Source organism: Streptomyces cyaneofuscatus, assembly GCF_042718795.1.
Taxonomy (GTDB): Bacteria; Actinomycetota; Actinomycetes; order Streptomycetales; family Streptomycetaceae; genus Streptomyces; species Streptomyces cyaneofuscatus_A.
Window position 1 is genome coordinate 241,315 of record NZ_JBHXOX010000004.1, and the last position, 25,178, is coordinate 266,492.

A 25,178-nucleotide genomic window follows, 5' to 3' on the forward strand; every position below is an offset into this window, starting at 1 on the left:
CCCCGTCAGCCCTTGCACAGATCCGCGGTCTTCAGATCGACGGGCGGGATCTCCGACTCCCCGAACCCGTACTCCTTGAGCAGTCCGACATAGCGGGAGCGGTCCGACACGATCTTCTTCAGTTCGCGGTTGAAGGAGTCCCGCAGGTCCTCGTTGCCCTTGCGGAACACCGCGCCGCCGGGGGAGAACTGCGCGTTGCCGTCGATCTGCGGCACGAACGCCTCGGTCACCTCGGTCTCCGGGTTGGTCTTCGCTAGCCAGCGCAGCGAGATGCCGGTGAGCAGGAACGCGTCGACCCGGCCGCCCTTGACGGCGTCCGCCCCGTCCTGCGGCTTCTGCAGGGTCTTGATCTTGCCCTCGGCTATGCCCGCGCCCTTGGCGTAACTGCCCTCCACCGCACCGGACATGACCCCGATGGTGATCCCGGCCTCCTTGGCGGACTCCAGGTCGGTGACCTTCTTCGGGTTGCCCTTCCTCACCATCAGCGCGGTCGGTGAGATGAACTCCGGCTCGGAGAAGATCGCGTTGCCGCAGCGCTCCGGGGTGATGGCCATACCCGCGCTGACCACGTCGTACTTCCCGGCCTGGAGCCCCGGGATCAGCCCGTCCCACTCGGAGAGCGTCGGCTTCAGCTCCTTGACCCCCAGCGCCTGGAAGATCTCCCGGTGCAGGGTCGGCGCCTCACCCTTGAGCTCCTTGCCCTCCATGTACCCGTACGGCGCCTCGTTGGCGTACGCGACCCGTACGAAGCCCTGCTCGCGGAGCTTGTCGAGGGCCCCCGCTCCGGTGGCGGCACCCGAGTCGGTCTTGCTGCAGGCGGTCAGGAGGCCGGGAACGACCAGGAGGCCACCCACGGCCGCCGATCGATTGAGGAAGCCCCGGCGGGAAAGGTGAGGAAAGTCAGCCATGGTTCGCGGTCTCCTGGAGGTCGAACAGTCCGGACAGGGTGAGCGCCTGCCCGATCCCGTACGTCTATGCAGGAAGCCGGTCCATGTGACCGAACGGTGGCCGGAGGGTGACCTTCCCGTGGCCTGGCACGGGCGGAGGGTGACGGGGTCACTCCGGTGAGGAGCCTTCTGCCTCTGCGGAGTTGTCGGTGGACGGGACGTAACCGCGTTCCTTGTCCAACATGTTGGGCAACGGGCAGCCATCCGCCCATAGTTCGTACATCGCCACGAACTGCTCACCCAGCCGGTCGCGCCAGCCGACCGTGTCCCCGCTCAGATGCGGGGAGACCAGCAGACCCGGAACGTCCCACAACGGGCTGTCCTCGCCCAGCGGTTCATCGTCGAACACGTCCAGCGCCGCCCCCGCCAGCCAGCGCCGCTCCAGCGCCGACACCAGGTCCGCCTCCACCACGCTCGCCCCGCGCCCCACGTTGATGAACCGGGCCGAGGGCTGGAGCAGCCCGAAGAAGCGGGTGTCGAACATCCCGTACGTCGACGGGGTCAGCGGCACCGCCGAGATCACCCAGTCCGCGCGGGCGGCCAGCGGCCCCAGGTCCTCGATGCCGTGGATCGTGCGCCGGGCACTCCGGCCCACCAGCGCCACCTGGACCCCCAAGCCGTGCAGCAGCCGGGTGATCTCCCGCCCGATCGGCCCCGCGCCGACGACCACCGCCCGTGAACCGGCGACCTGCTGCCCCTCCCGGTGGTGCCAGCGCCGCTCCCGCTGGAGGGCGAGGGTGGTGGGCAGATCCTTGGCGAAGGCCAGCACCAACCCGGCCACGTACTCCGCGATCGGCCGCTCGAAGATGCCCCGCGCGTTGGTCACCACGGTGTCGGAGGCGACCAGCTCCGGGCAGAGCAGCCGGTCCACGCCCGCGCTCGCCGTATGCACCCAGCCTGGTCGCGGCCCCTCGCCCGGCCAGGCCTCGCGCACCGCGTCGGAGGTGAAGTCCCACACCAGCAGCACATCGGCGTCCGGCAGCCGGGCCGCGAGCCCCGCCGCACCCGTGCGCAGGACGCGGGCCCGGCCGGTCAGCCGGCCGAGGCGGGGGGACGGATCGGCATCGAGGACGAGAAGGACGGGTTCCGGCATCGGGGGCTCATCACTCCGCAACGTCGCAGGTCGGCGCAGGTGCCGACAGGAACATGATCTCCGTACCGCCCACGCTCGCAGCCGCTCCCGCCCCCGTCAACACGGCCCGCGGCGCGCCCCACCCACCCGCCCTCACCGCCCCGGCGGAGGAATACTTGACAGGGGCAGGGGCACCAGTGGCTTTCCGCGCCCGACGCGAAGGAAGGGTGAACATGACCACGACCGTAGGACTCCTCTACCCGGGCCACGCCGCCGAGGACGACTTCCCGCGCATCGAGATCACGCTGGACACGGACATCAGGCTGCCGCTGTTCTCCACCGAGGCGGCCGAGGACTCCTACCGGCGGGGCGCCCTGCTGGAGTCCGGGGCGCCGGACCGGCTCTCCGAAGGCGTCGAGGAGCTGCGGCTCGCGGGCGCGGAGGCACTCGTCTGGGCGAGCCCCGGCGGCAGCTTCGCGTACGGCTGGGCGGGCGCCCACAACCAGATCGCCACGTTGGCCCGGAGCGCCGGCCTGCCCGCCTCCAGCACCGCCTTCGGCTTCGTCCACGCCGTACGGGAGCTGGGCGCCGGCCGGGTCGCGGTCGCCGCCGCCTGGCCCGAGGACATCACCGCGCTCTTCGCCGAGTTCCTGGTGGCGGGCGGTGTGGAGGTGGTGGCCTCGCGGAGCGCCGGTCTCGCCACGGCCGCCGAGGTCGCGGCGTGGGAGCCGGGCCAGGTCAAGGAGCTCGCCCTCGCCGCGGACCACCCGGACGCCGAGGTGCTGCTGCTCCCGGACGCGGCCCTGCACACGGCCGCGTCCATCCCGGAGCTGGAGGAGGCGGTGGGCAAGCCCGTCCTCACGGCGAACCAGGTGACGGTCTGGGAGGGCCTGCGGCTCACCGACCGCCGGGTCTGGGCCCCGACGCTCGGTACCCTCTTCGCCACCCGCCCGCCGGCCCCGGGCACGGTGGAGCCGAAGGGCATCGAGGTACGGGAGTAGCGCGGCCGGGTCCGGCAGCCGGGCCCCGGCTCCCGGAGCAGCTCCCGGAACATTTCCCCGAGCAGCTCCCGGAATAAGCGGAGACCCCCTCCTGTTGTACGCCTTCGGTACGCAGACGTATACGCAGCCGCAGGACGAGCAGCACCGGGAGAGGGCCGACACGTGGACGACATCCGAGGCGGGAACACGGGCGACGGGACGGACGGCGACGGAATCCGGGGTACGGCGGCGGGCACCGCCCCCGTACCGCTCTCCGTGCTCGACCTGGTGACCGTGGGCCAGGGCCGCACCGCCACCCAGGCCCTGCGCACCGGCGTCGAGATCGCGAAGCTCGCCGAGAGCCGCGGCTTCCACCGCTACTGGGTCGCCGAGCACCACTCCATGCCCGGGGTCGCCTCGTCCTCCCCGGCCGTGATCCTCGCGCACATCGCCGCCCACACCGACCGCATCCGGCTCGGCTCGGGCGGCGTCATGCTGCCCAACCACGCCCCGCTGGTGATCGCCGAGCAGTTCGGCACCCTGGAGGCGATGGCCCCGGGCCGTGTCGACCTCGGCCTCGGCCGGGCCCCCGGCACCGACGGCGCGACGGCCGCCGCCCTGCGCCGCAGCGACCGGCTCAACGAGGGCGCCGACGACTTCCCGCAGCAGCTCATGGAGCTGATCCGGTTCCTGGACGACGACTTCCCCGACGGCCATCCGTACGCCCGCATCCACGCCGTACCCGGCCCGGTCCAGGCGACCGCCCCCGGCGGGGTGCAGTCCGCGCACCGGCCGCCCGTCTGGCTGCTCGGCTCCTCCGGCTTCAGTGCCCGGCTGGCGGGCACGCTCGGCCTGCCGTTCGCGTTCGCCCACCACTTCTCGGCGCAGAACACGATCCCGGCGCTCGACCTGTACCGGGAGTCCTTCCGGCCCTCCGCCGTGCTGGACGCCCCGTACGCCCTGATCGGCGTCTCCGCGCTGGCCGCCGACGACGAGCGCGAGGCCCGCCGCCAGGTGCTGACCGGCGCGCTGTCCATGGTCCGGCTGCGCACCGGGCGCCCGGGGCTGATCCCGAGCCCTGAGGAGGCGGCCGCGTACGACTTCTCCCCGATGGAGCGGGAGTTCGTCGACGGCTGGCTCTCCAACGTCATCCACGGCACCCCCGACGAGGTCCGCACCGGCCTGGACGACCTGGCCAAGCGCACCGGCGCCGACGAGCTGATGATCACCGCCAACGCGCACGGCGGCGACGCCCGGCTGCGCAGCTACGAGCTGATCGCGGACGCGTACGGGCTGCCGCGCGGCGCCTGAGCCGCTAGCCGTACGGGCTGCCCGGACACGCCCTATGGGGTCTCGGCCGCCGGCCGGGCCGTGATCAGCGCCGCGATCAGCTCCGGCGCCACGGCCCGGGAGTACAGCCACCCCTGCCCGGTGTCGCAGCCGATCCGGCGCAGCCGCTCCGCCTGCCCGGCCGTCTCCACGCACTCCGCGGTGACGGTCAGGCCCAGGCGGTGCGCGAGCTGCACCATCGCCTCCACGATCGTCTCGTCGGCGGGGCTCGGATGCGTACCGTCCTCGTACCGGAAGCCCTTCACGAACGCGCCGTCCAGCTTCAGTACGGAGACGGGCAGCCGGCTCAGGTAGGCGAGGTTGGAGTACCCCGTCCCGAAGTCGTCGATGGCGATCCGTACGCCCATGTCGCTCAGCGCCTGGAGCGCGCGCAGCGGACGGCCCCCGGAGCCCATCACCGCCGACTCGGTCAGCTCCAGTTGGAGCAGGCCGGGGGCGAGGCCCGTCTCGCTCAGGATCTGCGCCACGTCCGCCACCAGGTCGGAATCCCAGACCTGGCGTACGGCGACATTGACGCTGATGAAGAGCGCGGGCTCGTCCGGGTGGTCGAGCTGCCAGCGGCGCGCCTGGCGGCACGCGGTGCGCAGGATCCACCGGCCGAGCTGGACGATCGAGCCGTCCTCCTCGGCGATCCCGACGAACCGATTCGGCGAGAGCACCCCGAACTGCGGGTGGTTCCAGCGCACCAGCGCCTCCACACCGCGCACCACGCCGTCCGCCATCCCGACGAGCGGCTGGTACTCCAGCGTGAACTCGCCGCGCTCCACGGCGGGCCGAAGGGTCGAGGAGAGGGCCTGGCGGGTCATGCGGTGGGCGTTGCGTTCGGGGTCGAAGAGGGTCCAGCGGGCGCGGCCGTCGGCCTTCGCCCAGTAGAGCGTGGTGTCGGCGGCCTGCATCAGGCCGGTGGGCGAGGTGCCCGCCACCGGCCGCTCCACCACCCCGATCGAGGCGGAGACGGAGAGCCGCTGCCCGGCCAGGTCGAAGGGGTGCTGGAGGGCGGCCAGGACCGAGCGGGCCAACTCGGTCAGGGCCTCCGTACCGCCGGAGTCCTCCACCAGGATCGCGAACTCGTCGCCGCCCATCCGCGCCACCAGCCGGCTGCCGCCCGGGCTGCGGCTCGCGTCGCTCTCGGCGCAGTCGGTGAGCCGGGACGCGACGGCGGCCAGCAGCCGGTCGCCGATCCGGTGGCCGAGCGTGTCGTTGATGGCCTTGAAGCCGTCCAGATCCAGGTAGCAGAGCCCGATCCGGCCGTGCCGGGGGAGCATCGAGTCGTCCTGGTACGGCGGGGTCTCCAGGGCCACCGCGAGCCGCTCGAAGAACAGGGTCCGGTTGGGCAGCCGGGTCACCGGGTCGTGCATCTGGAGGTGGCGCAGCCGGTCCTGGAGTTCGCGCCGGTCGCTGATGTCCGCCACCGTCAGCAGGACCCGCGCGGGCTCGGCCGCCGACGTGCCCGTCATCGGTACGACGGTGACCTCGGCCCACAGGGTGCGCCCGTCGGGGTGTTTGAGGCGGCGGGTGCAGCGGAACCGGGAGCGACGGCCCTGGAGCACCTCGCGGTAGGCGTGCCAGGTGCGGTCGTCGGAGGCCAGGTCGACCAGCTCGCACGCCTGCCGCTCGGCCAGCGCCGCGGGCGGCGTGCCCAGGAGCCCGCCGAGGGCGGCGTTGGCCCGTACGACGTGTCCCCGGCCGTCCACGACGGCCATCGGGAGGGTGGCGGCGTTGAAGGCGGCCCGGTGGTCGCGCAGCTCGGTGGCGGCGGCGTCCGCCGCACTCCGGATCGCGGCGGCGACCCGCGCTGCCGGGCGCGTCCTGCGTTCTCCGGCGGGTCCTGCCGTATGACGCTCCGTGACCGGTGGGTCCACGGCGTCCGGGGATGTGCCTGCCGGGGCCCGGGGCCCTTCGGAGGTTCCGCTCACCGCTCGCTCCCGCTGTGAAGGTTGTCGTGAACAGGTGGGGTCGGACAGGACACCGGGTGGTGAACCCGTGAAGGGGCCCGATCCACGCGGGAAAGCGTGGTGAAGCATAGAGGGTGGCGCGTCGGGCGTTCCAGCTCGCATCCGGCCATGGCTCGACCGAACGGCCGGTCTGCGCCCTTCCGCTTTGCCCGCTCCTGGTGGTTTCTGCGCGGTTCTGTTGCATCCGTCCGCCGGTCCGGTGCATCCGTCCGCCGATCCGGCCGATGGTGACGTTCCGTAAAGGTATGGGGTGGGGTGCTGCCGTCGGCGCATCTGCCCTGCGACCCGTGGGGCGCATGTGACCCGTGTGGGGCAGCACAACAGGGCGTACCGCCAGGAAACGGCACAGGGTGGACGAGACGTACCGCGTTCCCATCCGGAGGTCGATGTGCAGCGTGAGCCCGGACCCGGGGGAGCGGAGCGGCTGACGCTGCGCAGTCTCGCGGCCGCCCTGACCTCCCTCCTGGCGCTCGCCGCCACCTCGCTCGTGGCCGGTCCCGCCGCGGCAGCCGTGCGCGACGCGACCCCGTGCGCGCTCCCCAGGACCTCCGCGCACCACTCGCTGGGCCTGGACAGTTGGAACGGGGCCTACCCCCAGCCCGACCGGCGCCTCGACGCGGTGATGATCTTCCTGTCGTTCCCCGACTCCGAGCCCGAGCTCACCCCCGAACTGCTGACCGCCGACCACTTCCCCTCGACCACCCGCTTCTTCGAGCGCGCCAGCTACGGCAGATTCACCCTGCGCCCGCACCCGCGGCGGAGCTGGACGCAGATGCCGCGCCCCTCCACCTGGTACGGCATAGAGCGCGACTGGGACGCCAGGAAGCGCACCGCCTACCTGCGCGACGCGATCGCCGCCGCCGACGGGGACGTCGACTTCTCGGCGTACGACATCGTCTATCTGGTCGCCGACCCGGACGCCCCGGGCGTGGACTCCGACGCCACGAAGGTCGTCAACTTCGAGCGGCCGCTGCGCGCCGACGGGACCGACATCCGGCGCGTCGTGACCGTCTTCGAGCAGCACCCGCCCGACCGCAACGTCCTCGCCCACGAGACCGGGCACGTCTTCGACCTGGCCGATCTCTACCACCGGCCCACCGACGGCAAGGGCGACTGGGACACCTACGTCGGCGACTGGGACGTCATGGGCAGCCAGTTCGGCCTGGCGCCCGACCTCTTCGGCTGGCACAAGTGGAAGCTCGGCTGGCTGGGCGGGCCGCAGGTCGTCTGCGTACGCGGCTCCGCCGACCTCACCCTGGAACCGGTCGCCGCCGCCCCCGTGCCCGGCGGGTCGATCGGGACCCGGCTCGCCGTCGTCCGGACCGGGGAGGACAGCGTCCTGGCCATCGAGGCCCGCAGCGCCACCGGCAACGACCGGGGGACCTGCACCGAGGGCATCCTGATCTACCGGGTCCGCAGCCACACGGCCTCCGGCGGCGGCCCGGTCGAAGTGATCGACACCCACCCGGAGACCGGTTCCTGCTGGGACCGCTCGGTCTACCCGCCGCTCGCCGACGCCCCGCTCACGGAGGGCGAGACCTACACCGTGCCGGGTGAGCGCACCCGCGTGGAGGTCGCCGACCGCACGCCGTCCGGCTCCTGGACGGTCAGGGTCACGGCCGGCCTCTGAAAACGTGTACGTCACGGAACACGAAGAAGCCCCCCGCTTCCGCGAGGGGCTTCTTCCGTCGGTGCGCCGTCAGGGACTCGAACCCCGGACCCGCTGATTAAGAGTCAGCTGCTCTAACCAACTGAGCTAACGGCGCCTGGTGACGTCGTAGACATTAGCACCCTGATCCGCCCGAGGAAAAATCGAATGCCCGGTCCCCTGCGACACCGCCGACCGGCTCACCCGGACACAGGCCCAGAGCAGCACATCGGGCCCGGGCAGCCAGGGATTGCGGGTGTCGGGCGCCACCAGCCAGCGCGGCCCGGAACCGCCGGACGGGCAGGTCAGCGGCGGTACGGTGACGGCGTCGCCGGTGCCGTGACACAGCAGCGGGGGCACCTCGCCGCGCAGCGGGCGGGACGTCCCGGCGCCGCCGGATCCCCACTCCTCCCAGGCCAGCAGCGAGGGCAGCCGCTGGGCCGTCCCGGGGGCGGCGAAGAGCAGCATCCGGCCCCGGTGCACGGCGACCGGACCGGTGCCCGGGCCCTCGGCCCAGAGCCGCTCCAGCATCCGCCGCCCGAACAGCGCGGGCACGTTGACGACGTCGAACTGGGAGCCGCAGGGGAGCACCCCCGGCGAGGACGGGCGCTCCTGCCACTGCGCGAGCGTGGAGCGGGGGTAGGCGGCGGCCCCCGCCAGCCAGGCGGCACCGGCGGCGGTCACCTGGGCGGCCTGCGCGCCGGTCTGGTCCCGCAGCAGGGCGAAGATGTCGACGGCGTGGGGCCCGGCGGCTCCGCCGGCCCGCAGGGTCGTTTGGTCTTTCAGCCAAGCGCTCATGGAGAAAAGGTCTACCGGGAGTGACGGAGCTGATTCCGAGAGTTGCCGGAAACCGGGACAGGGCGGGAGGGGAGGGAGTATCTTGCCCGCCCGGAATATGCCACGGGACCTGACCTCCGGCCTGAGGGCATCGTCCGCCCCGTCCACGCGAGGCTCAGGCGCCGGACACGTTCTGCGCGCGAGGCTCAGGCGCTGGACGCGTCCAGCAGCGACCGCCCGAACTCGATCATCTTCTTCGCGTAGTCCTCGGTCCACTCCGCGCGTTCCGCCACGTCCGCCGCCGTCAGCCGGTCGAACCGGCGCGGATCGGCGAGCTGTGCCGCCGCCATCGCCTGGAACTCCACCGACCGGTCCGTCGCCGCGCGGAAGGCCTGCGTCAGCTCGGTCGCCCGGGCCAGCAGCTCGCGGGGGTCGTCCATCGACTCCAGGTCGAAGAAGTGCTCCGGGTCGGCCACCGCCTCCGACGGCTCGAAGAGCAGAGGCGCGGGGCGCAGCCGCTGCCGCTGCCGTTCGTTCCGCTCGGACTGTGTCATGTGCTGTTCCTCCTTGAGGGGCGTCCTCGGGGGCGTCTTTCCGGACGGCCACCCTCCATTGTCCAACCCGGCGCAAGAGGGCCGGAGGCCTTGTGGTGCCTGAGTTCCGCTACGGCTCCCACCGCACCCGCTACGGCTTCCACCGCACCCGGTGCTCGGCGAGATGGGCCAGCACCGCGTGGTTCGCCTCCCAGCCGTCCGGGAACTTCACCGTGACGCCGAGCTGGACCGGCTCCGTGGACGGGTGCTCGTCCAGCAGGTCCGCCACCCCTTCCCGGCACACCACGATGCAGGCGTGCCGGTGGCGCGAGGCCAGCACGCAGAGGCGGCCGGTCTCCAGGTGGAAGGCGGTCGCGTCGGGGCGGCCGGACAGCGGGTGCAGGACCACCGTGACGTCGAACTCGCGGCCCTGGAGGCGGTTCGCCGTGTCGACCGCCACCCCTGTGACGCCCAGCTCGGCGAGGGCCGCCCGCACCGCCGCCGCCTGGTCGCGGTGGGCCGTGCCGACCGCCACCCGGTCCGCCGTCACCGGAACGGGCTGCTCCGCCCGCTCGCTGGTGGCGACGCCGCCCCGGTCCAGCAGCCGGCGGACCACCAGCGCCACCGCCCGTACCGCCTCGGGGTCCGTACGCGGGGTGTGCCGGGCCGGCAGCTCCAGCAGCCCCCACCCGGCCTCCGCCGCCTCGTCCAGCACCCGGTCCGGGCCCGACCCGTCCGAGGCCACCCCGAACGAGAGCTTCCGGTCCCCGTGGCCCGTACCGCTGCGGAACGGCGTGTACGGGTAGAACGCGTCCGACACCAGGGGTGCCGCCGACGCCGGGAGCCGCCAGGAGACCGGCAGCCGGTGCTGCGGCAGCTCCGGATTGTGCGCGAGCAGCGTGGAGACCGCGCTCGCGGAGGGGTCGTAGCTCAGCCCCGCCCACTGGTCCGCGCCCACGATCGAGAACGGGTCGAGCTGCCCCGGGTCCCCGACGAACAGCGCCCGCTCGAACAGCCCGGCCACGGCCAGCAGTGCGTCGGAGCGCATCTGGTACGCCTCGTCGACGATCGCGTGCCCCCACGGCTCCACGTTCTTCACGTGCGCCCACTTGGCGGCCGTCGAGATCACGATGTCCAGCCCGGCCAGATCGGCCGCCTTCGCCGACTTCGTCACGTTGTCCAGGCCGTCGAGCACCTTGTCGTACGGGTCGGAGTCGCTGCTGTGCAGCCGGCCCACCGGCAGCTCCGGGTCCTTCTCCGCGAGCCGCACCACCAGGTCGTCGACCTGGGCGTTGGTCTGCGCGATCACCATCAGCGGGTGCCCGGCGGCGGCCAGCTCCAGGGCCGCCCGGACCACCAGGGTCGACTTCCCGGCGCCGGGCGGGGAGTCCACGACGATGCCCTTGCTGCTGCCGCGCAGGGTGTCGTCGAGGATCGCCCCGGTCGCCCGCGCCGCCTCCGCTCCGGGGTCGAAGCCGGTCCTCACAGCGGTCCCTCCGGGGTGACGGGGGCCGAGGCGGGGGTCGCGGTCACAGCAGGTCCTCCGGGGTCACGGGGTCGGGGTGCTCGGCGCGGGTGGCCGCGTCCGCGCCCGGCGGGCCGCCGTGGGTCCACGGGGTCTCCTCCGGGTCGGGCAGCTTCGGCCCGCCGCGCTGGTCGTGCTCGAACAACGTCCAGGCGATCCGCTCACCCGGCTCCGGCAGCGAACCGGGCGCGGGCTCCTTGCCCCGCCCCATCCGGTCCATGATCCGCAGGACGAGCAGGATCTCGCCGTCCCGGTCCGCGTCCTCCTCGGACCGGACGAACTCCGCCGTCTGCGGCTTGCCGTCCAGCGAGCGGTACACCTTGGTCCGCTCGCCCAGATGCGGCCGCTCGTCCGTGCGGAGGGTGACCAGCGGGCGCGGAGAGGGCCGCTTGGACTCGGTGTACGCCATCTCGATGCCGGTCACGTCCGCCAGGAACGCCTCGCCCGCCAGCCGCCGCCCCGCCAGCACCAGCGGGTCGTCCAGGGCTTCCTGCGCCTCCAACTGGGCCTGCGCGGTCTCCCGGGAGGCCAGCTTCTGCGCGGCCGTCACCGCGTCGTCGCGGCGCGGCTGCGGCGGCTCGCCGGAGGTCACCCGGTCCCGGTGGGCGGTGAACGACCAGCGGTCCCGGGTCCAGCGGTCCTCGGCGCGGGCCCCCTCGGGCAGCTCGCGCAGCAGGTCGAGCCCCTGCCACACCCTGTCCCAGGTCGGCAGCATGACGTTGGCGAGGAGGGAGCGGATCTCGCGCTCGGCGGTGCTCAGCTCGCCGAGCCGCCCGTCCGCCGCGAGCCCGTCCTCGGCCGCCGCGAGCGCCTGACGGGCCCGGTCGTACGTCTCGATCGCCGGGGCGAGGAGCCGGTTGTCGAAGGCCGGGTCGGTGGCGGGTCCGGCGGGCGGGCAGAGGAGCTGCCCGTGCTGGTCGCGGCCCAGCTCGGCGGCGAGGGCGGCCTCCGCGCCGCTCACGTCCCCCGGTGGGTCGATCCAGGCGAGCAGCGCCCCCAGGTGCTGGTCCTCCAGGCTGCTCTGGCCGGTCGCCCAGTGCCGGTTCAGCAGGTCCGTGGCGGCGAGCAGCAGCGAGGAACCGGGCACCCGGGCCCGCTCCCCGTAGTGCGTGAGCCAGCGGCCGAGCAGCGGGACGCGGGCCGGGGCCGGGTACGGCGTCTCCGGGTCGTCCTCGGCGGTCCGGCGGAACCGCATGGAGCGGCCGAGGAGGCGCACGAACTCGATGCCCGCCCGGCTCGGCACGATCAGTTGCGGGGCGTCCGTGCACAGCTCGACCTCGACCTTGGTCTTCTTGCCGGTCGCCGGATCGGTCTCGTTGCGCTCGGCGGGCTCGACCACGTCCGCGTACGCCTCGATGTGCGGAAGCACCGCCTCCGCCAGCTCGGCCAGGAACGCGAACCGCAGGTCCCGGTCGCGCGGCTGGGCGACCGCCAGGAGGCGGGGCTGCTCGCGATCCGTGCCGACCAGGGCGCCGAGCGGGGCCCCGGCCTCCCCGGCGGTGGTGAGCGGCACGATCACCAGGGGCCGGTCGGTGAGGTGGCGGTGGCGGACGGTGGCCAGCGGCTGGGCGCGGCCCGAGTCGACCGCCTCCAGCCGGGCGAGGGTGGTGATCAGCGACATGCGACGCCCACCTGTCCGTGTACGGGCGCCACGCTCTCCGGCACCCCGGCCCGCAGGGCGGCGGCACTCTCCAGCGCCTCGGCCCGCAGGGCGGCGGCCCGGCGCAGGGCGGCCACGGTCGGGTCGGCGGGGTCACCCTCCTTGCCCGCGGCGGCGGCCAGCACCCCGGCGACCGTGGTCAGCCCGCCCAACTCCCCGCGCACGCTCCTGCCGAGCGTCTCCACGGCCCCCTCGGCCCGGGACCGCGCCCGGCAGTGGAAGGCCAGCTCGCAGGCGGCCAGGCACTCGGGGGCGTAGGCGGCGGTGACGGAGGAGACGGCGGACTCCAGCTCCCGCCGCGAGCACGCGGGATCGAAGGTCGTCCCCTCGGGAAGGGCCTCGGCGATGTCCTCGATACGCGTCAGCCGGGTCAACTGGCGGCGGGTCACGGCGCGCTGCTTGCGTACGTCGACGACGGAGGCGGTCGGCAGGTTGGAGAAGTCCTTCGGGCAGACCAGCAGCACCTGGTGGCCGACCTCGGCCCCCTCGGTCACCGCAGCGACCCGCTCCAGCGCCAGCACGTACACCGCCGCCTGGCGGGCGGCGGCCCCGACCTTCGCGGCGTCGGCGGAGGCGTCGATCATCGGGAACGACTTGATCTCGACCACGGTCCAGCGGCCGTCGGGGTGGACCACCACCGCGTCCGGCTCCAGATAGGCGGGGGAGCCCGCCACCTCCAGGGCCAGCATCGGGTGGTCCAGCAGCGCCCAGCCGCCCGCCGCCGTCGCCTCGCGCAGCGCGAGCGCGGTCCGCGCGGCCCGGCCCTCGGGCCCGGCGGCGCTCAGATCGGGCGTGGCGGCGTCCGGGCCGGGGGCGGGGGAGGAGCCGCCGAGCCGCTCGTACAGCAGGCGCAGCAGCTCGGCGCCGCCGTCCGCCTTGACCTTGGCCTCGAACGCGTTCCCCCGCATGAAGGCGAACTGCGACTGCCCGAAGGGCGCGGGCGAGCCGAGCGCCTCGGCCAGCACGCCCTTGTCGACCCCGGCGCCGTCGAGCAGGGCGCGGCGCTTGCAGCCCGGGTTGGCGGCGAGAGCGGCGAGCGCGCGGGCGTCGAGCGGGTGCGGTGCGACGGAGGGGCCGCGCAGCTCAGCGAGCCGCTGCCGGAGCGTCGTCGTGGGCCGAGGCGCCGGTCGCTCTGCCTGGACCTGCGCCGTCGGCTGCCGCACCGTCGGCTGCCGCGTCGGGGGAATCTGCGGAGGAGGTCCGCTGGCCGGGGATTCGCTCACCCGCGGAAGTCTTGCATCCGGCACTGACAATCGGGGACTTCACCGGCTCGGAGGCGGTACGCACGGTGGCGAAGGCGGTCCCCAGACGCCCCTTCACCCGGTCGGCCAGCCGCATGACCGGCCTGGTCAGCAGGGCTCCGAGCCCCATCACGGCCGCGCCGGCGACCGCGTCCAGGAAATAGTGGTTGGCGGTACCCATGACGATGACCGTGGTGATCAGCGGGTACGCGACGCCGGCGGCCCGCAGCAGCGGGTGCCGGGCGTGGCGCCACAGGAGGATGCCGCACCACAGGGACCAGCCGACGTGCAGGCTCGGCATGGCCGCGTACTGGTTGGTCATCCCGCTCAGCCCGCGCGGGGCGCTCGCGCCGGCGCCCCACCACCCGTACGCGCTGTACTGCGCCATCGTGTCGACGAACCCGTGGCTCGCGTCCAGCAGCCGGGGCGGGCAGGTCGGCACCAGGGTGAAGCCGATCAGGCCGAGCAGGGTCGAGTTCATCAGCCAGACCCGGGCCGCCCGGTACGCCGCCGACCTGCGCCGGAACATCCAGATGAGGACCGCTGGGGTGACCAGGTAGTGCAGGGAGGCGTACGCGAAGTCGGCGGGTATGCCCAGGGAGGGCGTGCTGGTGAAGAGACGGTTCAGCGGGTGCTCGGCATTGAGGTGGAGCGCCTGCTCGAACCGGAGGATCGCCAGGCCGTTGTCGACCGCCATCGACACGTCGCCGCGCACCAGGAGGCGGCCCATCGAGTAGAGGCCGTACACCACCGCGATCAGTGGGAGTTCCGTCCACCAGCGGGGCCGGTGACCGGTCGCGGGCAGGGCGGTGGCGTGCGGCATCCGGTGGCTCCCCCAGTGTTCATGCGGCCGACAGCGGGCGTTCAACCGTAAGGCGGCGGTCGGCCGCCTGTTCCCCCGGGGCCCCCTTGCCGGACGCCCTCCACGCAGCCTGCCCCGTCGTGGCTCCGGTACCGCGGCGGTGGGCTGCGCAGTGAGGGACGCCGGTCCGGCCCCGGAGGTTGCCTGTCGGGGTGGTACGGGATGATGGAGGGCCCAGCACCACCGTTCCAGGGAGAGCCTTCATGGCACCGCGCATCCTGCTCGCTCGGCATGGCCAGACCCAGTGGTCGGTCCAGGGCAACCACACCGGCAGGACGGACATCCCGCTCCTGGACACCGGCCGCGAGGGCGCGAAGCTGCTCGGCGAGCGGCTGCACCGGGCGGCGTGGGGCGGTCTGCCCGGCGCCGAGGTGCGTACCAGCCCGCTGGTCCGGGCGTCCGAGACGTGCGAGCTCGCCGGGTTCGGGGAGCGGGCGGAGCCGTGGGACGCGCTGATGGAGTGGGACTACGGGGCGTACGAGGGGCTGACCCCGGCGCAGATCAAGGCGGACCGGCCCGACTGGCTGATCTGGCGCGACGGGGTCCCGGAGGGGGAGTCCCTCGCGGAGATCACCGCCCGCGCGGACGAGGTGGTGGAGTGGGCGCGCTCGGCCGACCGTGACGTGCTGGTCTTCGCCCACGGCCACATCCTGCGCGTGCTCGCCGCGCGCTGGCTGGGCGAGGACATCTCCTTCGGCGCCCGCCTGCGCCTGGAGCCGACGTCGCTGTCGGTGCTGGCCTGGGCGTACGGTCTCCCGGCCCTGGAACGCTGGAACGACACGGGGCACCTGGAGCGGTAGGACCTACCCCGCGCCTTTCCAGCCCGTCCGGCACATCTCCAGCCGGTCCGGCGTTTGAGGACGGAACCCTTGCCTGGGTGGGCGGGCACCCTTCGGATCCCATGGTGCGGGAGACCCATGCAGCGCACCCGAAACGTGCTCAATGGTTCCGTCCTCAAACGCCGGACGGGCTGAAAATGTCCCCGGAACGGGCTGAGGGACAGCCCTCAAACGCCGGACGGGCTGGAAACGCCCGACTCCCGGTGCCGGGTCAGGAAGGACGTCGCCGCCGACACCCCACCCGCCCGAGCCCCCAGCACCCGTACCGCCCCCGCCACCATCCCCCGGATCCGCGAGGACTGGACCCGGTCCAGCAGGTCCAGCACCTGGTGGCCCGTCGCCGCCGCCTCCTCCACCCGCCCCGCCCGCGCCAGATCCCCCGTCAACTGCGCCCGGTACAGCGCCAGGTTGCGGGTGAAGTGCGCGTCCTGGAGCGCCGCCGCCCGCCGCCCGTGCCGCGCCGCCCGGGACCAGTCGCCCAGCGCCGACCAGCACTGCGCCTCCAGCAGCTCCAGCTCCGCCTCCCGGAAGAAGCTCATCCACTCCGGGTCACCCCCGGCGGCCCCCCGCTCGAACGCCGCCCGCGCCCGCCCGATCGCCCGGTCGCACCCCGTACGGTCCCCGAGCCCCGCCCGGCCCCCCGCCTCCCGCAGCGCGAGCAGCGCCAGCAGCCGGGGCGAGCCCAGCGTGCGGGCCGCCCGCTGCCCGGCCTCGGCCGCCCGTACCGCCTCCCGGGGCCGCCCCGCGTCCCGGGCCAGGAACGACGTGTTGCAGAACGCGTGCGCCTCAAGACCCGCGTCCCCCGCCAGCCGCGCCGTCGCCAGCGCCTCCGCGTAGTGCGAGCGGGCGTCGTCGAAGCGGCCCGAGTCATGGGCCAGCCACCCCACCGAGATGGCCAGCTCACCCGCGCCCGCGTGCAGCCGGTCCGCGGTCGCCCGCCGCGTGGTGGCCCCGGCGTCCAGCAGCTCGTACGCCGCCCGCAACGGCCGCGAGGCCTGCCGGTACAGCCCGTCCGCCCCGTGCCGGTCGTCCAGCAGGCGGATCCGCCGTACCGCCTGCTCGACGGCGTCCACCTCGCTCTCACCGACCCGGCGCTGCGCGGGCAGGGAGATCCGGGCGGCGGAGGCGTGCGTTCCGCCGAGCCCCAGGGAAGCGGCGGCGGCCACCGTGGCCGTACCGCCCATCATGAACACGCGACGCAGCACGTCGCTCTCCTCGTCGGTGTGGTGGGACGCGTCGGGCCCGGGGGGCGCGGCGGGCTCGGGCGGCCGCTCGGAGACGACCCGCGCCCCCCGTCCCCGTACGCTCTCGCGGGCCGAGAACCCCAGGTCGGCCAGGGAGGTCCCGGGGAACATGTGCAGGAAGACCCGTTCGTACGCGTAGTTGGGACAGCGGATCTCCCCGGACTCCACGCGTCCGATGTACCGGGCATCGCACGCGACCTGCTCACCGATCTCCCGCGCCGCCCTGCGGACGGCGGCCGCGAACTCTCCCGCGGAACGCTGTCCGCGCAACTGGCGGAAGACGAGGTTGGGAACTGCCCCTGTCGACACCATGGCCGGCCCCTCTCTGGTGCAAGCGGTGCAAGCGGTGCAAGCCGGGTTCTGCTTTCCGGTGTCCCGGCGGAGCAAGAACGTACCTGCTGTGATGGGGAACACACGCGGAGATTCGTGATGTATCAGGTCATTCCGCCCGCGATCCGCCATGAACTGCCACCCTTTGCGGCGGTGTGGTCCCGTAGCCCTTGACGCTCCGCCGCCGTTGGTCCATGTGGAGACGGAGTGTGGCTCCGTTCGGCGATGAGAGGAGGGGTTCCCTTGCTGCACATCGGCATGGAGACCGGCTCACGGACGACCGCGACGAACCCGACGACGACCTCGACCACGACCCCCACCACCCCCACCACGGACTCCGCACCGGCACCGGCTTCGGTCCCGGTACCGGCACCCGCTCCCGCGGACCAGCCCTGCGACCTCGTCACCGTCCCCGCCCGCCAGGGGCTGGAGGCCGTCGACATCCTCCGCCGCGGCCGGGACCACGAGGCCGTCGGCCCGGTCCTGCACAACGGTGCCTGCGACACCCTCGGCTTCATCGTCCCGCCCGGCACCGCCGACGCCTGGGACGTACCGGGCAGCGCCTGTACGCGCACCGACGGCCGCGGGCTGCGCCTCCCCACCACCCCGCCCGCCGCCGGCTCCGGCTGGCTGCTCCCGCCCGCCGAGGACGCCCCGGTCACCGACCCCGCCGTACTCCGCGCCGCCCTCGACCAGGCGGCCCGCCTGCTGGAGGTGGCCGACGGCTGCAACTGAGCGGGCGCCCGCCACCGCAGCCCATAATGGCGGTACGGGCGGAACCTCCGCCGCTGCCGGTATCCCGGGCCCCCGACCAGCAAGGACCAGCGCACGTGGCACGTCGTGGAGCGTCGGCCGGGGGCAGGAAGCAGCAGCAGGACCGCCGAGGCGGCCGGAGCGAGCGCGAACCCTTCTCCGGCCCCGTCGACAGCGGTCGCGCCGAGCTCATACCCGACCGGGAGCGGCCGGAGGGCTGGACGCTGCTGCTGGACGGCGCCCCGCAGTCGCACGTGGACCTCGGCGACCCCGCCCACCTCTCCTTCGCCTACCAGCGCCGGCTCGGCCACGTCATCGACCTCGCCGCGCCCCCGCTCCAGCCCCTGAACGTCCTGCACCTCGGTGGCGGCGCCTTCACCCTCGCCCGGTACACCGCCGCCACCCGCCCCCGCTCCACCCAGCAGGTCGTGGAGGTCGACGCCGCCCTCGTCCAACTCGTCCGCGACCGGCTCCCGCTGGACCCGCAGGCCCGGGTGCGGGTCCGGGCGCTGGACGCCCGCGAAGGGCTCGGCAAGTTCCCGGACGGCTGGGCGGACCTGGTCATCGCGGACGTCTTCAGCGGCGCCCGGACCCCGGCCCACCTGACCTCCGCCGAATTCCTCACCGACGTACGCCGGGTGCTGAAGCCGAGCGGCCAGTACGCGGCGAACCTCGCCGACGGGCCCCCGCTCGCCCACCTGCGCGGCCAGGTGGCCACGGCCGCCGCCGTCTTCCCCGAACTGGCGCTCGCCGCCGATCCCGTGGTCTGGCGCGGCCGCCGCTTCGGCAACGCGGTCCTGCTCGCCTCCGCCCTGCCCCTGGCGGTCGCCGAGTTCACCCGCCGGGTGGCGAGCGACCCGCACCCCGGCCGGGTCGAACACGGGCGGGGCCTCACGGACTTCACCGGGGGCGCGGCGGTCGTCACCGACGCCGCCGCCAAGCCGTCACCGGCACCCCCGCCGTCGGTCTTCGAGTAGGCGGGAACGGCTTACGGTTCGACGACCTGCACCGTCGGCGGCGTCCCGTTCCAGGTGCAGAACACCGAGTACGTCTTCCCGTCCACCCCGCCCCCGTCGCTGAAGTCCACCCGGATCCAGGCGTCGTTCGTCCACACCTGCATCGACCAGCCCGGCTCCGGCGTAGCCGAGACCAGCTTCGCCGAGCTCTTCCCCAGCTCGAACACGACCCGGCCGCCGTCGGTCCGGTACCCCTTCACCTCGGCGGAGTTCGCGGCGGGCTTGGGGGAGGCCGGAGGGGGCGCCGGGGCGCTCGACGGCGTACGGGAGGGGCGTGCGGCCGACGGTGTCGGGCTCGCACTGCTGCTGCCCGCCGAGGGGGAGGACGAGGGAGAGGGCGTCGGCGAGAAGCGGTGCGTCGACGAGACGAGCGGCTCCCCGGTGGACTGCCCGATCCGCTGAGGGGCCCCCGCGCCCACGGAGATGGGCACGGCCCGGGGCGGGTCGTACGCCGTCCCCGTCATGACCGTGTGCACACCCCACCACGACAGCGTGACCGCCGCGCCGGTGGCGAGCGACCACGCGAGCGCGTGTACGAGTCCTCGTTGCATCCGGCACATCCTGCACCACGCGCACCTGAACTGTCCCCCTCCGGTACCCCTTGCTCCGGTTCCCTGCCGGGTCCGTTCCGGTTCCGTTCCGGGGTCCGTACCGGGTCCGTTCCGGCCTTTGCGGAGGAATCCGGCGCGGTGGGACGGGGCGGGGACCCGGCCCGTCCATATGGCGTACGGTGCCGCCCATGGCAAGTGTGCTCGTGGTCGAGGACGACCAGTTCGTACGTTCCGCCCTCATCCGGCACCTCAGTGAGGCCTCCCACACGGTACGGAGTGTGGGCACCGCGCTCGAAGCGCTGCGCGAGGTCGCGCACTTCCGCTTCGACGTGGTCATCCTCGATCTCGGGCTGCCCGACCTGGACGGCGGCGAGGCGCTCAAGATGCTCCGCTCCATCACCGACGTCCCGGTCATCATCGCCACCGCCCGGGACGACGAGAGCGAGATCGTCCGGCTGCTCAACGACGGCGCCGACGACTACCTGACCAAACCTTTCTCCGTCGAGCACCTCTCCGCCCGCATGGCCGCCGTCCTGCGCCGCTCCCGCGCGGCCGGCGGGGAGGCGCCGCCGCCCCGGGTCATCCGCGTCGGCGGGCTCGCCATCGACCCGCTGCGCCGCCGTGCCGAACTGGACGGCGCCGAACTCGACCTGACCCGCCGCGAGTTCGACCTGCTGACCTTCCTGGCCGGGCGCCCCGGCGTGGTCGTCGCCCGCAAGGAGCTGCTGGCCGAGGTCTGGCAGCAGTCGTACGGCGACGACCAGACCATCGACGTCCACCTCTCCTGGCTCCGCCGCAAGCTCGGTGAGACCGCCGCCCGGCCGCGCTATCTGCACACCCTGCGCGGCGTCGGCGTGAAGCTCCAGCCGCCCGCCGACGCGCTGCCCGCCGACACCTGGTCCCCCGGCGCCCCGGCCGTGGAGCCGCCCGCATGAGGTGGGCGCTGGTCAAGGTGTGTCTGGCGGTCACCGCGATGGTCGTCATCGCCTTCGCCGTACCGCTCGGCCTGGTCATCCGGGAGATGGCCAGCGACCGGGCCTTCTCCGACGCCGAACGCCAGGCCGCGATGATCGCCCCCGCGCTCTCCATCACCACCGACCGCGAGGAGCTGACCCGGGCCGTCCTCTCCACCGAACCGGGCGACCGGGGCCGGCTCGCCGTCCACGTACCGGCACCGGACAAGGCGGCGGACGGAGCCGATGGCGAGGCGCTGGACATCGGCACCCGGCGGGCGAGCCCCAAGGACGTCGCGACCGTACGGAAGGCGGGCCGCGCCTCCATCACCGAGACCACCGGCGGCTTCGCCCTGCTCCAGCCCACCGCGCTCTCCACCGGTGACATCGCGGTCGTCGAGGTCTTCGTCCCCGAGGGCGAGGTCTCCAACGGGGTCGCCACCGCCTGGCTGATCCTGGCCGGGGTCGGTGTCGCGCTCATCGTCGGCTCGGTCGCGGTCGCGGACCGGCTCGGCGTACGGATGGTCCAGCCCGCCCAGCGCCTCGCGGGCGCCGCCCAGGACCTGGGGGAGGGGCGGCTCGGCACCCGGGTCCCCGAGGAGGGCCCCACCGAACTCCGGTCCGCCGCCGTCGCGTTCAACTCCATGGCCGACCAGGTCGTCCAGCTCCTGGCCAACGAGCGCGAGCTGGCCGCCGACCTCTCGCACCGGCTCCGCACCCCGCTCACCGTGCTCCGGCTGAACGCCGCATCGCTCGGCGAGGGCCCGGCGGCCGACCAGACCCGGGCGGCGGTCGAGCAGTTGGAGCACGAGGTCGACACGATCATCCGGACCGCCCGCGAACAGCGCCCGCAGACCCAGGGCATCCATACGGGCGCCGGGGCCGGGTGCGACGCCTCCGAGGTGATCCGTGAGCGCATGGGCTTCTGGTCGGCGCTGGCGGAGGACGAGGGGCGCGAGGTGCGGCTCGCGGGAGTGGACCGTACGGTACGCATCCCCGTCGCCCGCCCCGAACTGGCCGCCGCCCTCGACGCGTTGCTCGGCAACGTCTTCCGCCACACCCCCGAGGGCACCGCCTTCGCCGTCGACGTCCACCACAGCGGCGACGCGGTCATCGTCCTCGTCTCGGACGCGGGCCCCGGCATCGCCGACCCGAAGGCGGCCCTGGCCCGGGGAACCAGCGGCACCACGAAGCCGGGCACGGTCGGCTCCACCGGCCTCGGCCTGGACATCGTGCGCCGGGTCGCCGAGTCCACCGGCGGTGACCTGCGCATCGGCCGGTCCGTGCTCGGCGGCACGGAGGTCCGCATCTGGATCGGCCTGCACGGCAGCAGCCCGGAACGTGGCCGCCGAGGCCACGGCCGCCGGGTCACCCGCCGCTTCGGCCGCCCCCGCCGCAAGGGGCCCCGCACCACGGCCGGTCCCGCCACCTCAGGGCCCTCTTAGCCGCGCCTTAAGCGAACCCTAAGAACATCAACTCCAGCCCGTAAAGCCCGCTTTGCCCGTTCCGCTGCCGCTAGCGTGCTCCTCGCGAACCCCGAAAGGGATCCGCAGGACACAGAGCACGTACACAGCACGTACCAGCACGTACGCAGCACGTACACCGCACGTACACAGAGGCAGGCAGGGCACGTTGATGGGTTCCAGGACGCACCGCCGCACGGCGACCGCCCGTACCAAGGCGGTCGGCGCGATCGTCGCGGCGGCGGTCATCGGCGGGACGGTCCTCGCCCTGACCGGTACGGCGCAGGCAGCCGAGGTCGGGGCCGCGTACACCCGGACCAGCGACTGGAGCAGCGGCTACACGGGCCAGTACGTCGTCACCAACGAGACGGACAAGCCCCTCACCGACTGGACCCTCCAGTTCGACCTCCCGGCGGGCACGAAGATCGGCTCGCTCTGGAACGGCGAGCACACGGTGGAGGGCAACCGCGTCACCGTGAAGCCCGCGAGCTGGGACAAGGAGCTGGCGCCGGGCAAGTCCGTGACGGTCGGCTTCGTCACCTCGGCCACCTCCGCCACCGGCACGGCGGGCGACCCCGCCTCCTGCCTCATCGACAACGCCACCTGCTCCACCGGCGGCCCGGCCCCCACCCCCAGCGGCCGCCCCACGGACACCCCCACGACCGGACCCACGGCCACCCCCACCTCCGCCGCCTCACCCACCCCCTCCGCCGCCTCTCCCACCGCGTCCGCGTCCCCCAGCGCGAGCGCATCGACCCCCACGCCGGCCCCCACCGCCACCGGTCGCCCCGGTGGCGGCGGGGAAACCGGCTCCCGGTTCGCCCCCTACATCGACACCTCGCTGTATCCCGCGTACGACCTCCTCGACACCGCCACGAAGACCGGGGTGAACGAGTTCCACCTCGCCTTCATCACCTCCGGCGGAAGCTGCGCACCCCTCTGGGGCGGTGTCACCGGTCTCGGTGACGACCGAGTGGCCCAGCAGATCGGCGCGCTCCGGGCGAAGGGCGGTGACGCCCGGGTCTCCTTCGGTGGCGCGGCCGGTGCCGAACTGGCCCTGAACTGCTCCTCCTCCACCGATCTCGCCGCCGCGTACGGCAAGGTCGTCGACGCCTACGGCCTCACCAAGGTCGACTTCGACATCGAGGGCGCCGCGCTCCCCGACGCGGCCGCCAACACCCGGCGTGCGCAGGCCATCGCCCAGCTCCAGAAGACGTACCCGGACCTGGACGTCGCCTTCACCCTCCCCGTCATGCCCGAAGGGCTCACCCAGCCCGGCGTCGACCTGCTCGCCGACGCCAAGAAGAACGGCGTCCGGGTCGACGGGGTCAACATCATGGCGATGGACTACGGGCCCGCCTACAGCGACGACATGGGCGAGTACGCCATCCAGGCGGCGACCGCCACGCAGGCCCAGATCAAGGGCGTCCTCGGGCTCTCCGAGACCGCCGCGTGGCAGGCCGTCGCCGTCACCCCGATGATCGGCGTGAACGACGTCGTCACCGAGATCTTCACGGTCGAGGACGCCACGCAGGTCGTGAAGTTCGCCCAGGAGAAGGGCATCGGCCGCCTGGCCATGTGGTCCGGCACCCGGGACAAGGCCTGCCCGGGCGGGCCCAAGCCGGCCGCCGACCCCACGTGCAGCTCCATCGACCAGGAGCCGCTGGCCTTCACGAAGGCGTTCGCCGCCCTCGGATAGCCCCCAGACCACCCCGTACCCCCCACACGCGCGCCCCGGCCTGGTCACCCCACCACCGGCCGGGGCGTGCTCCTGTCTTCCGTGCCGAAAAGACGTCCTCAAACGCCGGACGGGCCGGATGTGTCACCCGCCCGCCACTCCTCCGCGTATTCGTCGAAGATCGCCCGCAGATGGTGGCCGATCTTCAGGTAGTCCAGGTCGTCCAGGTTGGCCAGCGACACCCGCACCGACCACTCAGGACCGTCGAATCCGCCCCCGTTCAGCAGGACCACCGACGTCTGCTCGGCCAGCCGGAACAGCGGGTCCACCGGTTCGTAGTTCGCCTCCAGGAAGTCGGCGAACGGCTTTCCGTGGACGCGTTCCGCCTCCGCCAGCAGGTCCAGCTCGATGTAGTACGCCGCCCGCTTCGGGTCCTCGGACACCTTCATGTGCACGCCCTCCAGAAGGAGTTCGAGCCGTTGCTGCACGATGGCCCGGATGCGGTGCTTGTACGCCTGGCCCTCGTCCAGCATGTCGAAGAGCGAGAACAGCGCCATCATCACCTGCTGTGGCAGCGAGAGCCCCGCCGTGTGGTTCAGCGCCACCTGCCGGGAGTCCGCCACCATCCGGTCGATGAACTTCATCTTCTCCGGCTCCAACGACAGTGTTCCGTAACGCCGGTTGAGCCGCTCCTTCTCCTCCGCGCCCTGCTCCTTCAGCATCGCGTCGATCACGTTGTCGTCGTGCAGCGCGATCACCCCGAGCCGCCAGCCGGTCGCCCCGTAGTGCTTGGAGTAGGAGTAGACGAGCAGCGTGTTGCGGGGCAGGTCGGCGGCGAGGGAGCGGAAGCCCTCGACGAACGTCCCGTACACGTCGTCGGTCACGATGATCAGGTTCGGGTTCCGCTCGCCGACGATGGAGACGATCTGCCCGGTGACCCGGGTGGAGAGCGCCAGCGACGGCGGGTTGCTCGGGTTGACGCAGCAGACCATCTTCACCGACGGGTCCGCCAGCTTGGCGATCTCCTCCTCCGGGTAGCGCCACTGCCGCACCCCGGTCTCGGTGAACAGGTTCGCCTCCACATGGACGACGTCGAAGCCGTACGTGTCCAGCTCGGGGATCTCCAGGTACGGGGTGAACACCGGGACCATCAGGGCGATCCGGTCACCCTTCGCCAGGATCCCGTTCTTCATCAGCGAGTCGAAGATGTAGCACATCGCCGCCGTGCCGCCCTCGGTCGCGAACAGGCTCAGCGTCTGCCCCTCCGGCGGCCGGTGGTCGAACATCTCGTCCGCGAGGTAGCCGCGCACGATCTCCTCGGTGTGGCGCAGGATCCGGTCCGGCACCGGGTAGTTGTCCCCGATCGAGGAGTCCGCCAACTCGTGCACGAAGGCGTCCCGGTCGAAGCCGAACCGCTTCACCGCCAGGTCCACGCTCGCCTTCAGCAGCTCGATGCCGGGCAGCTCCGGGTGCGTACGGACGAAGTGCTCGAACCGCTCCGCGCACCCCGCCTCCTCCGGCATCCCGCCGAGGTTGTCCGCCGTCCAGACCCGGCGGGACTCGGAGATCGCGAAGTAGCCGAGCGCGTGGTAGGCCTCGCGGGGGCCGGTCGCGGTCCAATTGGGGTTGCCCCGGCCCGCGTTGAGCATCGCCCGGGTGGTCTTCCCCTTCTGGCCCGGCTTGTCGCTCTGCGCCTCCGTGGCGATCTGGATGAACTTGTCCTTCAGCTCGAAGGGCGAGAGCTGGGCGAAGGACCGGATCTCTTCCCGGCTGAGCTTGGTCTTGGGCATGGTGGTGTCCG

The 25,178-nt window shown here is 73.3% G+C and carries 21 protein-coding genes and 1 tRNA gene; 9 read left to right on the plus strand and 13 right to left on the minus strand.

Features of this window, described 5'->3' with window-relative positions:
* Positions 1-5: 5 nt before the first annotated feature.
* Together ehuB and ACFWRT_RS05805 are read right to left on the minus strand one after the other, a co-directional pair.
* Complete coding sequence (ehuB, locus tag ACFWRT_RS05800; protein WP_380951355.1) at positions 6-908, minus strand: ectoine/hydroxyectoine ABC transporter substrate-binding protein EhuB; 903 nt, start codon at positions 906-908, stop codon at positions 6-8.
* Between the two features lie 148 nt (positions 909-1,056).
* A complete protein-coding gene (locus tag ACFWRT_RS05805) occupies positions 1,057-2,040 on the minus strand; it encodes a D-2-hydroxyacid dehydrogenase (protein ID WP_380951356.1) in 984 nt (327 codons plus the stop codon).
* 212 nt (positions 2,041-2,252) lie between these two features.
* Between ACFWRT_RS05805 and ACFWRT_RS05810 the strand changes: the two genes are divergently transcribed.
* The gene (locus tag ACFWRT_RS05810) at positions 2,253-3,020 is read left to right on the plus strand and encodes a maleate cis-trans isomerase family protein (RefSeq protein WP_380951357.1); all 768 of its coding nucleotides are present in this window, start codon (positions 2,253-2,255) and stop codon (positions 3,018-3,020) included.
* 162 nt (positions 3,021-3,182) lie between these two features.
* Positions 3,183-4,310: an LLM class flavin-dependent oxidoreductase gene (locus ACFWRT_RS05815; protein WP_380951358.1), complete on the plus strand. Its 1,128-nt coding sequence runs from the start codon at positions 3,183-3,185 to the stop codon at positions 4,308-4,310.
* Between the two features lie 32 nt (positions 4,311-4,342).
* Here the strand turns inward: ACFWRT_RS05815 and ACFWRT_RS05820 are convergent, their stop codons facing one another.
* On the minus strand, positions 4,343-6,265 hold the full coding sequence (locus ACFWRT_RS05820) for a putative bifunctional diguanylate cyclase/phosphodiesterase (protein WP_380951359.1): 1,923 nt from the start codon (positions 6,263-6,265) through the stop codon (positions 4,343-4,345).
* 427 nt (positions 6,266-6,692) lie between these two features.
* Here ACFWRT_RS05820 and ACFWRT_RS05825 point away from each other — a divergent pair, with 427 nt between their 5' ends.
* Positions 6,693-7,934 carry a M6 family metalloprotease domain-containing protein gene (locus ACFWRT_RS05825; RefSeq protein ID WP_380951360.1) on the plus strand — a complete coding sequence of 414 codons (1,242 nt, stop codon included), beginning with the start codon at positions 6,693-6,695 and terminating at the stop codon, positions 7,932-7,934.
* Positions 7,935-7,996: 62 nt separating this feature from the next.
* Here the strand turns inward: ACFWRT_RS05825 and ACFWRT_RS05830 are convergent.
* The 7 genes from ACFWRT_RS05830 to ACFWRT_RS05860 all read right to left on the minus strand — a co-directional run bounded on the left by ACFWRT_RS05830 (position 7,997) and on the right by ACFWRT_RS05860 (position 14,511).
* Positions 7,997-8,070, minus strand: a tRNA-Lys gene (locus tag ACFWRT_RS05830).
* Entirely contained in the window at positions 8,061-8,750 is a 690-nt protein-coding gene (locus tag ACFWRT_RS05835) for a hypothetical protein (protein ID WP_380951361.1), read from the minus strand. Before ACFWRT_RS05835 ends, ACFWRT_RS05830 begins: the two co-directional genes overlap by 10 nt.
* 185 nt (positions 8,751-8,935) lie before the next feature.
* Positions 8,936-9,283: a hypothetical protein gene (locus ACFWRT_RS05840; protein WP_380951362.1), complete on the minus strand. Its 348-nt coding sequence runs from the start codon at positions 9,281-9,283 to the stop codon at positions 8,936-8,938.
* Positions 9,284-9,413: 130 nt separating this feature from the next.
* The gene (locus ACFWRT_RS05845; RefSeq protein WP_380951363.1) at positions 9,414-10,748 is read right to left on the minus strand and encodes an AAA domain-containing protein; all 1,335 of its coding nucleotides are present in this window, start codon (positions 10,746-10,748) and stop codon (positions 9,414-9,416) included.
* 43 nt (positions 10,749-10,791) lie between these two features.
* Positions 10,792-12,408: a hypothetical protein gene (locus ACFWRT_RS05850; protein ID WP_380951364.1), complete on the minus strand. Its 1,617-nt coding sequence runs from the start codon at positions 12,406-12,408 to the stop codon at positions 10,792-10,794.
* The gene (locus tag ACFWRT_RS05855; protein WP_380951432.1) at positions 12,399-13,442 is read right to left on the minus strand and encodes a hypothetical protein; all 1,044 of its coding nucleotides are present in this window, start codon (positions 13,440-13,442) and stop codon (positions 12,399-12,401) included. The genes ACFWRT_RS05850 and ACFWRT_RS05855 overlap by 10 nt, the downstream gene beginning before the upstream one ends.
* An 88-nt stretch (positions 13,443-13,530) precedes the next feature.
* Positions 13,531-14,511, minus strand: coding sequence for a phosphatase PAP2 family protein (locus ACFWRT_RS05860; protein ID WP_380951365.1), 981 nt, complete (start codon positions 14,509-14,511; stop codon positions 13,531-13,533).
* 242 nt (positions 14,512-14,753) lie between these two features.
* Between ACFWRT_RS05860 and ACFWRT_RS05865 the strand changes: the two genes are divergently transcribed.
* Positions 14,754-15,350 carry a histidine phosphatase family protein gene (locus ACFWRT_RS05865; RefSeq protein ID WP_380951366.1) on the plus strand — a complete coding sequence of 199 codons (597 nt, stop codon included), beginning with the start codon at positions 14,754-14,756 and terminating at the stop codon, positions 15,348-15,350.
* Positions 15,351-15,556: 206 nt separating this feature from the next.
* Here ACFWRT_RS05865 and ACFWRT_RS05870 read toward each other — a convergent pair whose 3' ends face one another.
* The gene (locus ACFWRT_RS05870; protein ID WP_380951367.1) at positions 15,557-16,945 is read right to left on the minus strand and encodes a tetratricopeptide repeat protein; all 1,389 of its coding nucleotides are present in this window, start codon (positions 16,943-16,945) and stop codon (positions 15,557-15,559) included.
* A 261-nt stretch (positions 16,946-17,206) separates the two neighbouring features.
* Between ACFWRT_RS05870 and ACFWRT_RS05875 the strand changes: the two genes are divergently transcribed.
* Positions 17,207-17,698, plus strand: coding sequence for a hypothetical protein (locus ACFWRT_RS05875; protein WP_380951368.1), 492 nt, complete (start codon positions 17,207-17,209; stop codon positions 17,696-17,698).
* A gap of 95 nt (positions 17,699-17,793) precedes the next feature.
* On the plus strand, positions 17,794-18,693 hold the full coding sequence (locus ACFWRT_RS05880; RefSeq protein WP_380951369.1) for a spermidine synthase: 900 nt from the start codon (positions 17,794-17,796) through the stop codon (positions 18,691-18,693).
* An 11-nt stretch (positions 18,694-18,704) separates the two neighbouring features.
* On the opposite strand, the gene ACFWRT_RS05885 is transcribed toward ACFWRT_RS05880, so the two are convergent.
* Positions 18,705-19,283 (minus strand): hypothetical protein, encoded by a 579-nt coding sequence (locus tag ACFWRT_RS05885; RefSeq protein ID WP_380951371.1) that lies wholly within the window; start codon positions 19,281-19,283, stop codon positions 18,705-18,707.
* 188 nt (positions 19,284-19,471) lie between these two features.
* Between ACFWRT_RS05885 and ACFWRT_RS05890 the strand changes: the two genes are divergently transcribed.
* From ACFWRT_RS05890 to ACFWRT_RS05900, 3 genes are all read left to right on the plus strand, one after another.
* Entirely contained in the window at positions 19,472-20,218 is a 747-nt protein-coding gene (locus ACFWRT_RS05890; protein WP_380951372.1) for a response regulator transcription factor, read from the plus strand.
* Positions 20,215-21,681 carry a sensor histidine kinase gene (locus tag ACFWRT_RS05895; protein WP_380951373.1) on the plus strand — a complete coding sequence of 489 codons (1,467 nt, stop codon included), beginning with the start codon at positions 20,215-20,217 and terminating at the stop codon, positions 21,679-21,681. The genes ACFWRT_RS05890 and ACFWRT_RS05895 overlap by 4 nt, the downstream gene beginning before the upstream one ends.
* Positions 21,682-21,871: 190 nt before the next feature.
* The gene (locus ACFWRT_RS05900) at positions 21,872-23,398 is read left to right on the plus strand and encodes a glycoside hydrolase family 18 protein (RefSeq protein WP_380951374.1); all 1,527 of its coding nucleotides are present in this window, start codon (positions 21,872-21,874) and stop codon (positions 23,396-23,398) included.
* 98 nt (positions 23,399-23,496) lie between these two features.
* Here the strand turns inward: ACFWRT_RS05900 and ACFWRT_RS05905 are convergent, their stop codons facing one another.
* The gene (locus tag ACFWRT_RS05905; protein ID WP_380951375.1) at positions 23,497-25,167 is read right to left on the minus strand and encodes a bifunctional aspartate transaminase/aspartate 4-decarboxylase; all 1,671 of its coding nucleotides are present in this window, start codon (positions 25,165-25,167) and stop codon (positions 23,497-23,499) included.
* Positions 25,168-25,178 lie beyond the last annotated feature (11 nt).

Excerpts from the sequence above, each read along its gene's own strand:
- ACFWRT_RS05865 (WP_380951366.1), top strand. The coding sequence starts at position 14,754 with ATGGCACCGCGCATCCTGCTCGCTCGGCATGGCCAGACCCAGTGGTCG.
- ACFWRT_RS05860 (WP_380951365.1), bottom strand. The coding sequence starts at position 14,511 with ATGCCGCACGCCACCGCCCTGCCCGCGACCGGTCACCGGCCCCGCTGG.
- ehuB (WP_380951355.1), bottom strand. The coding sequence starts at position 908 with ATGGCTGACTTTCCTCACCTTTCCCGCCGGGGCTTCCTCAATCGATCG.
- ACFWRT_RS05895 (WP_380951373.1), top strand. The coding sequence starts at position 20,215 with ATGAGGTGGGCGCTGGTCAAGGTGTGTCTGGCGGTCACCGCGATGGTC.
- ACFWRT_RS05885 (WP_380951371.1), bottom strand. The coding sequence starts at position 19,283 with ATGCAACGAGGACTCGTACACGCGCTCGCGTGGTCGCTCGCCACCGGC.
- ACFWRT_RS05900 (WP_380951374.1), top strand. The coding sequence starts at position 21,872 with ATGGGTTCCAGGACGCACCGCCGCACGGCGACCGCCCGTACCAAGGCG.
- ACFWRT_RS05840 (WP_380951362.1), bottom strand. The coding sequence starts at position 9,283 with ATGACACAGTCCGAGCGGAACGAACGGCAGCGGCAGCGGCTGCGCCCC.
- ACFWRT_RS05870 (WP_380951367.1), bottom strand. The coding sequence starts at position 16,945 with ATGGTGTCGACAGGGGCAGTTCCCAACCTCGTCTTCCGCCAGTTGCGC.
- ACFWRT_RS05890 (WP_380951372.1), top strand. The coding sequence starts at position 19,472 with ATGGCAAGTGTGCTCGTGGTCGAGGACGACCAGTTCGTACGTTCCGCC.
- ACFWRT_RS05850 (WP_380951364.1), bottom strand. The coding sequence starts at position 12,408 with ATGTCGCTGATCACCACCCTCGCCCGGCTGGAGGCGGTCGACTCGGGC.
- ACFWRT_RS05905 (WP_380951375.1), bottom strand. The coding sequence starts at position 25,167 with ATGCCCAAGACCAAGCTCAGCCGGGAAGAGATCCGGTCCTTCGCCCAG.
- ACFWRT_RS05810 (WP_380951357.1), top strand. The coding sequence starts at position 2,253 with ATGACCACGACCGTAGGACTCCTCTACCCGGGCCACGCCGCCGAGGAC.
- ACFWRT_RS05805 (WP_380951356.1), bottom strand. The coding sequence starts at position 2,040 with ATGCCGGAACCCGTCCTTCTCGTCCTCGATGCCGATCCGTCCCCCCGC.
- ACFWRT_RS05835 (WP_380951361.1), bottom strand. The coding sequence starts at position 8,750 with ATGAGCGCTTGGCTGAAAGACCAAACGACCCTGCGGGCCGGCGGAGCC.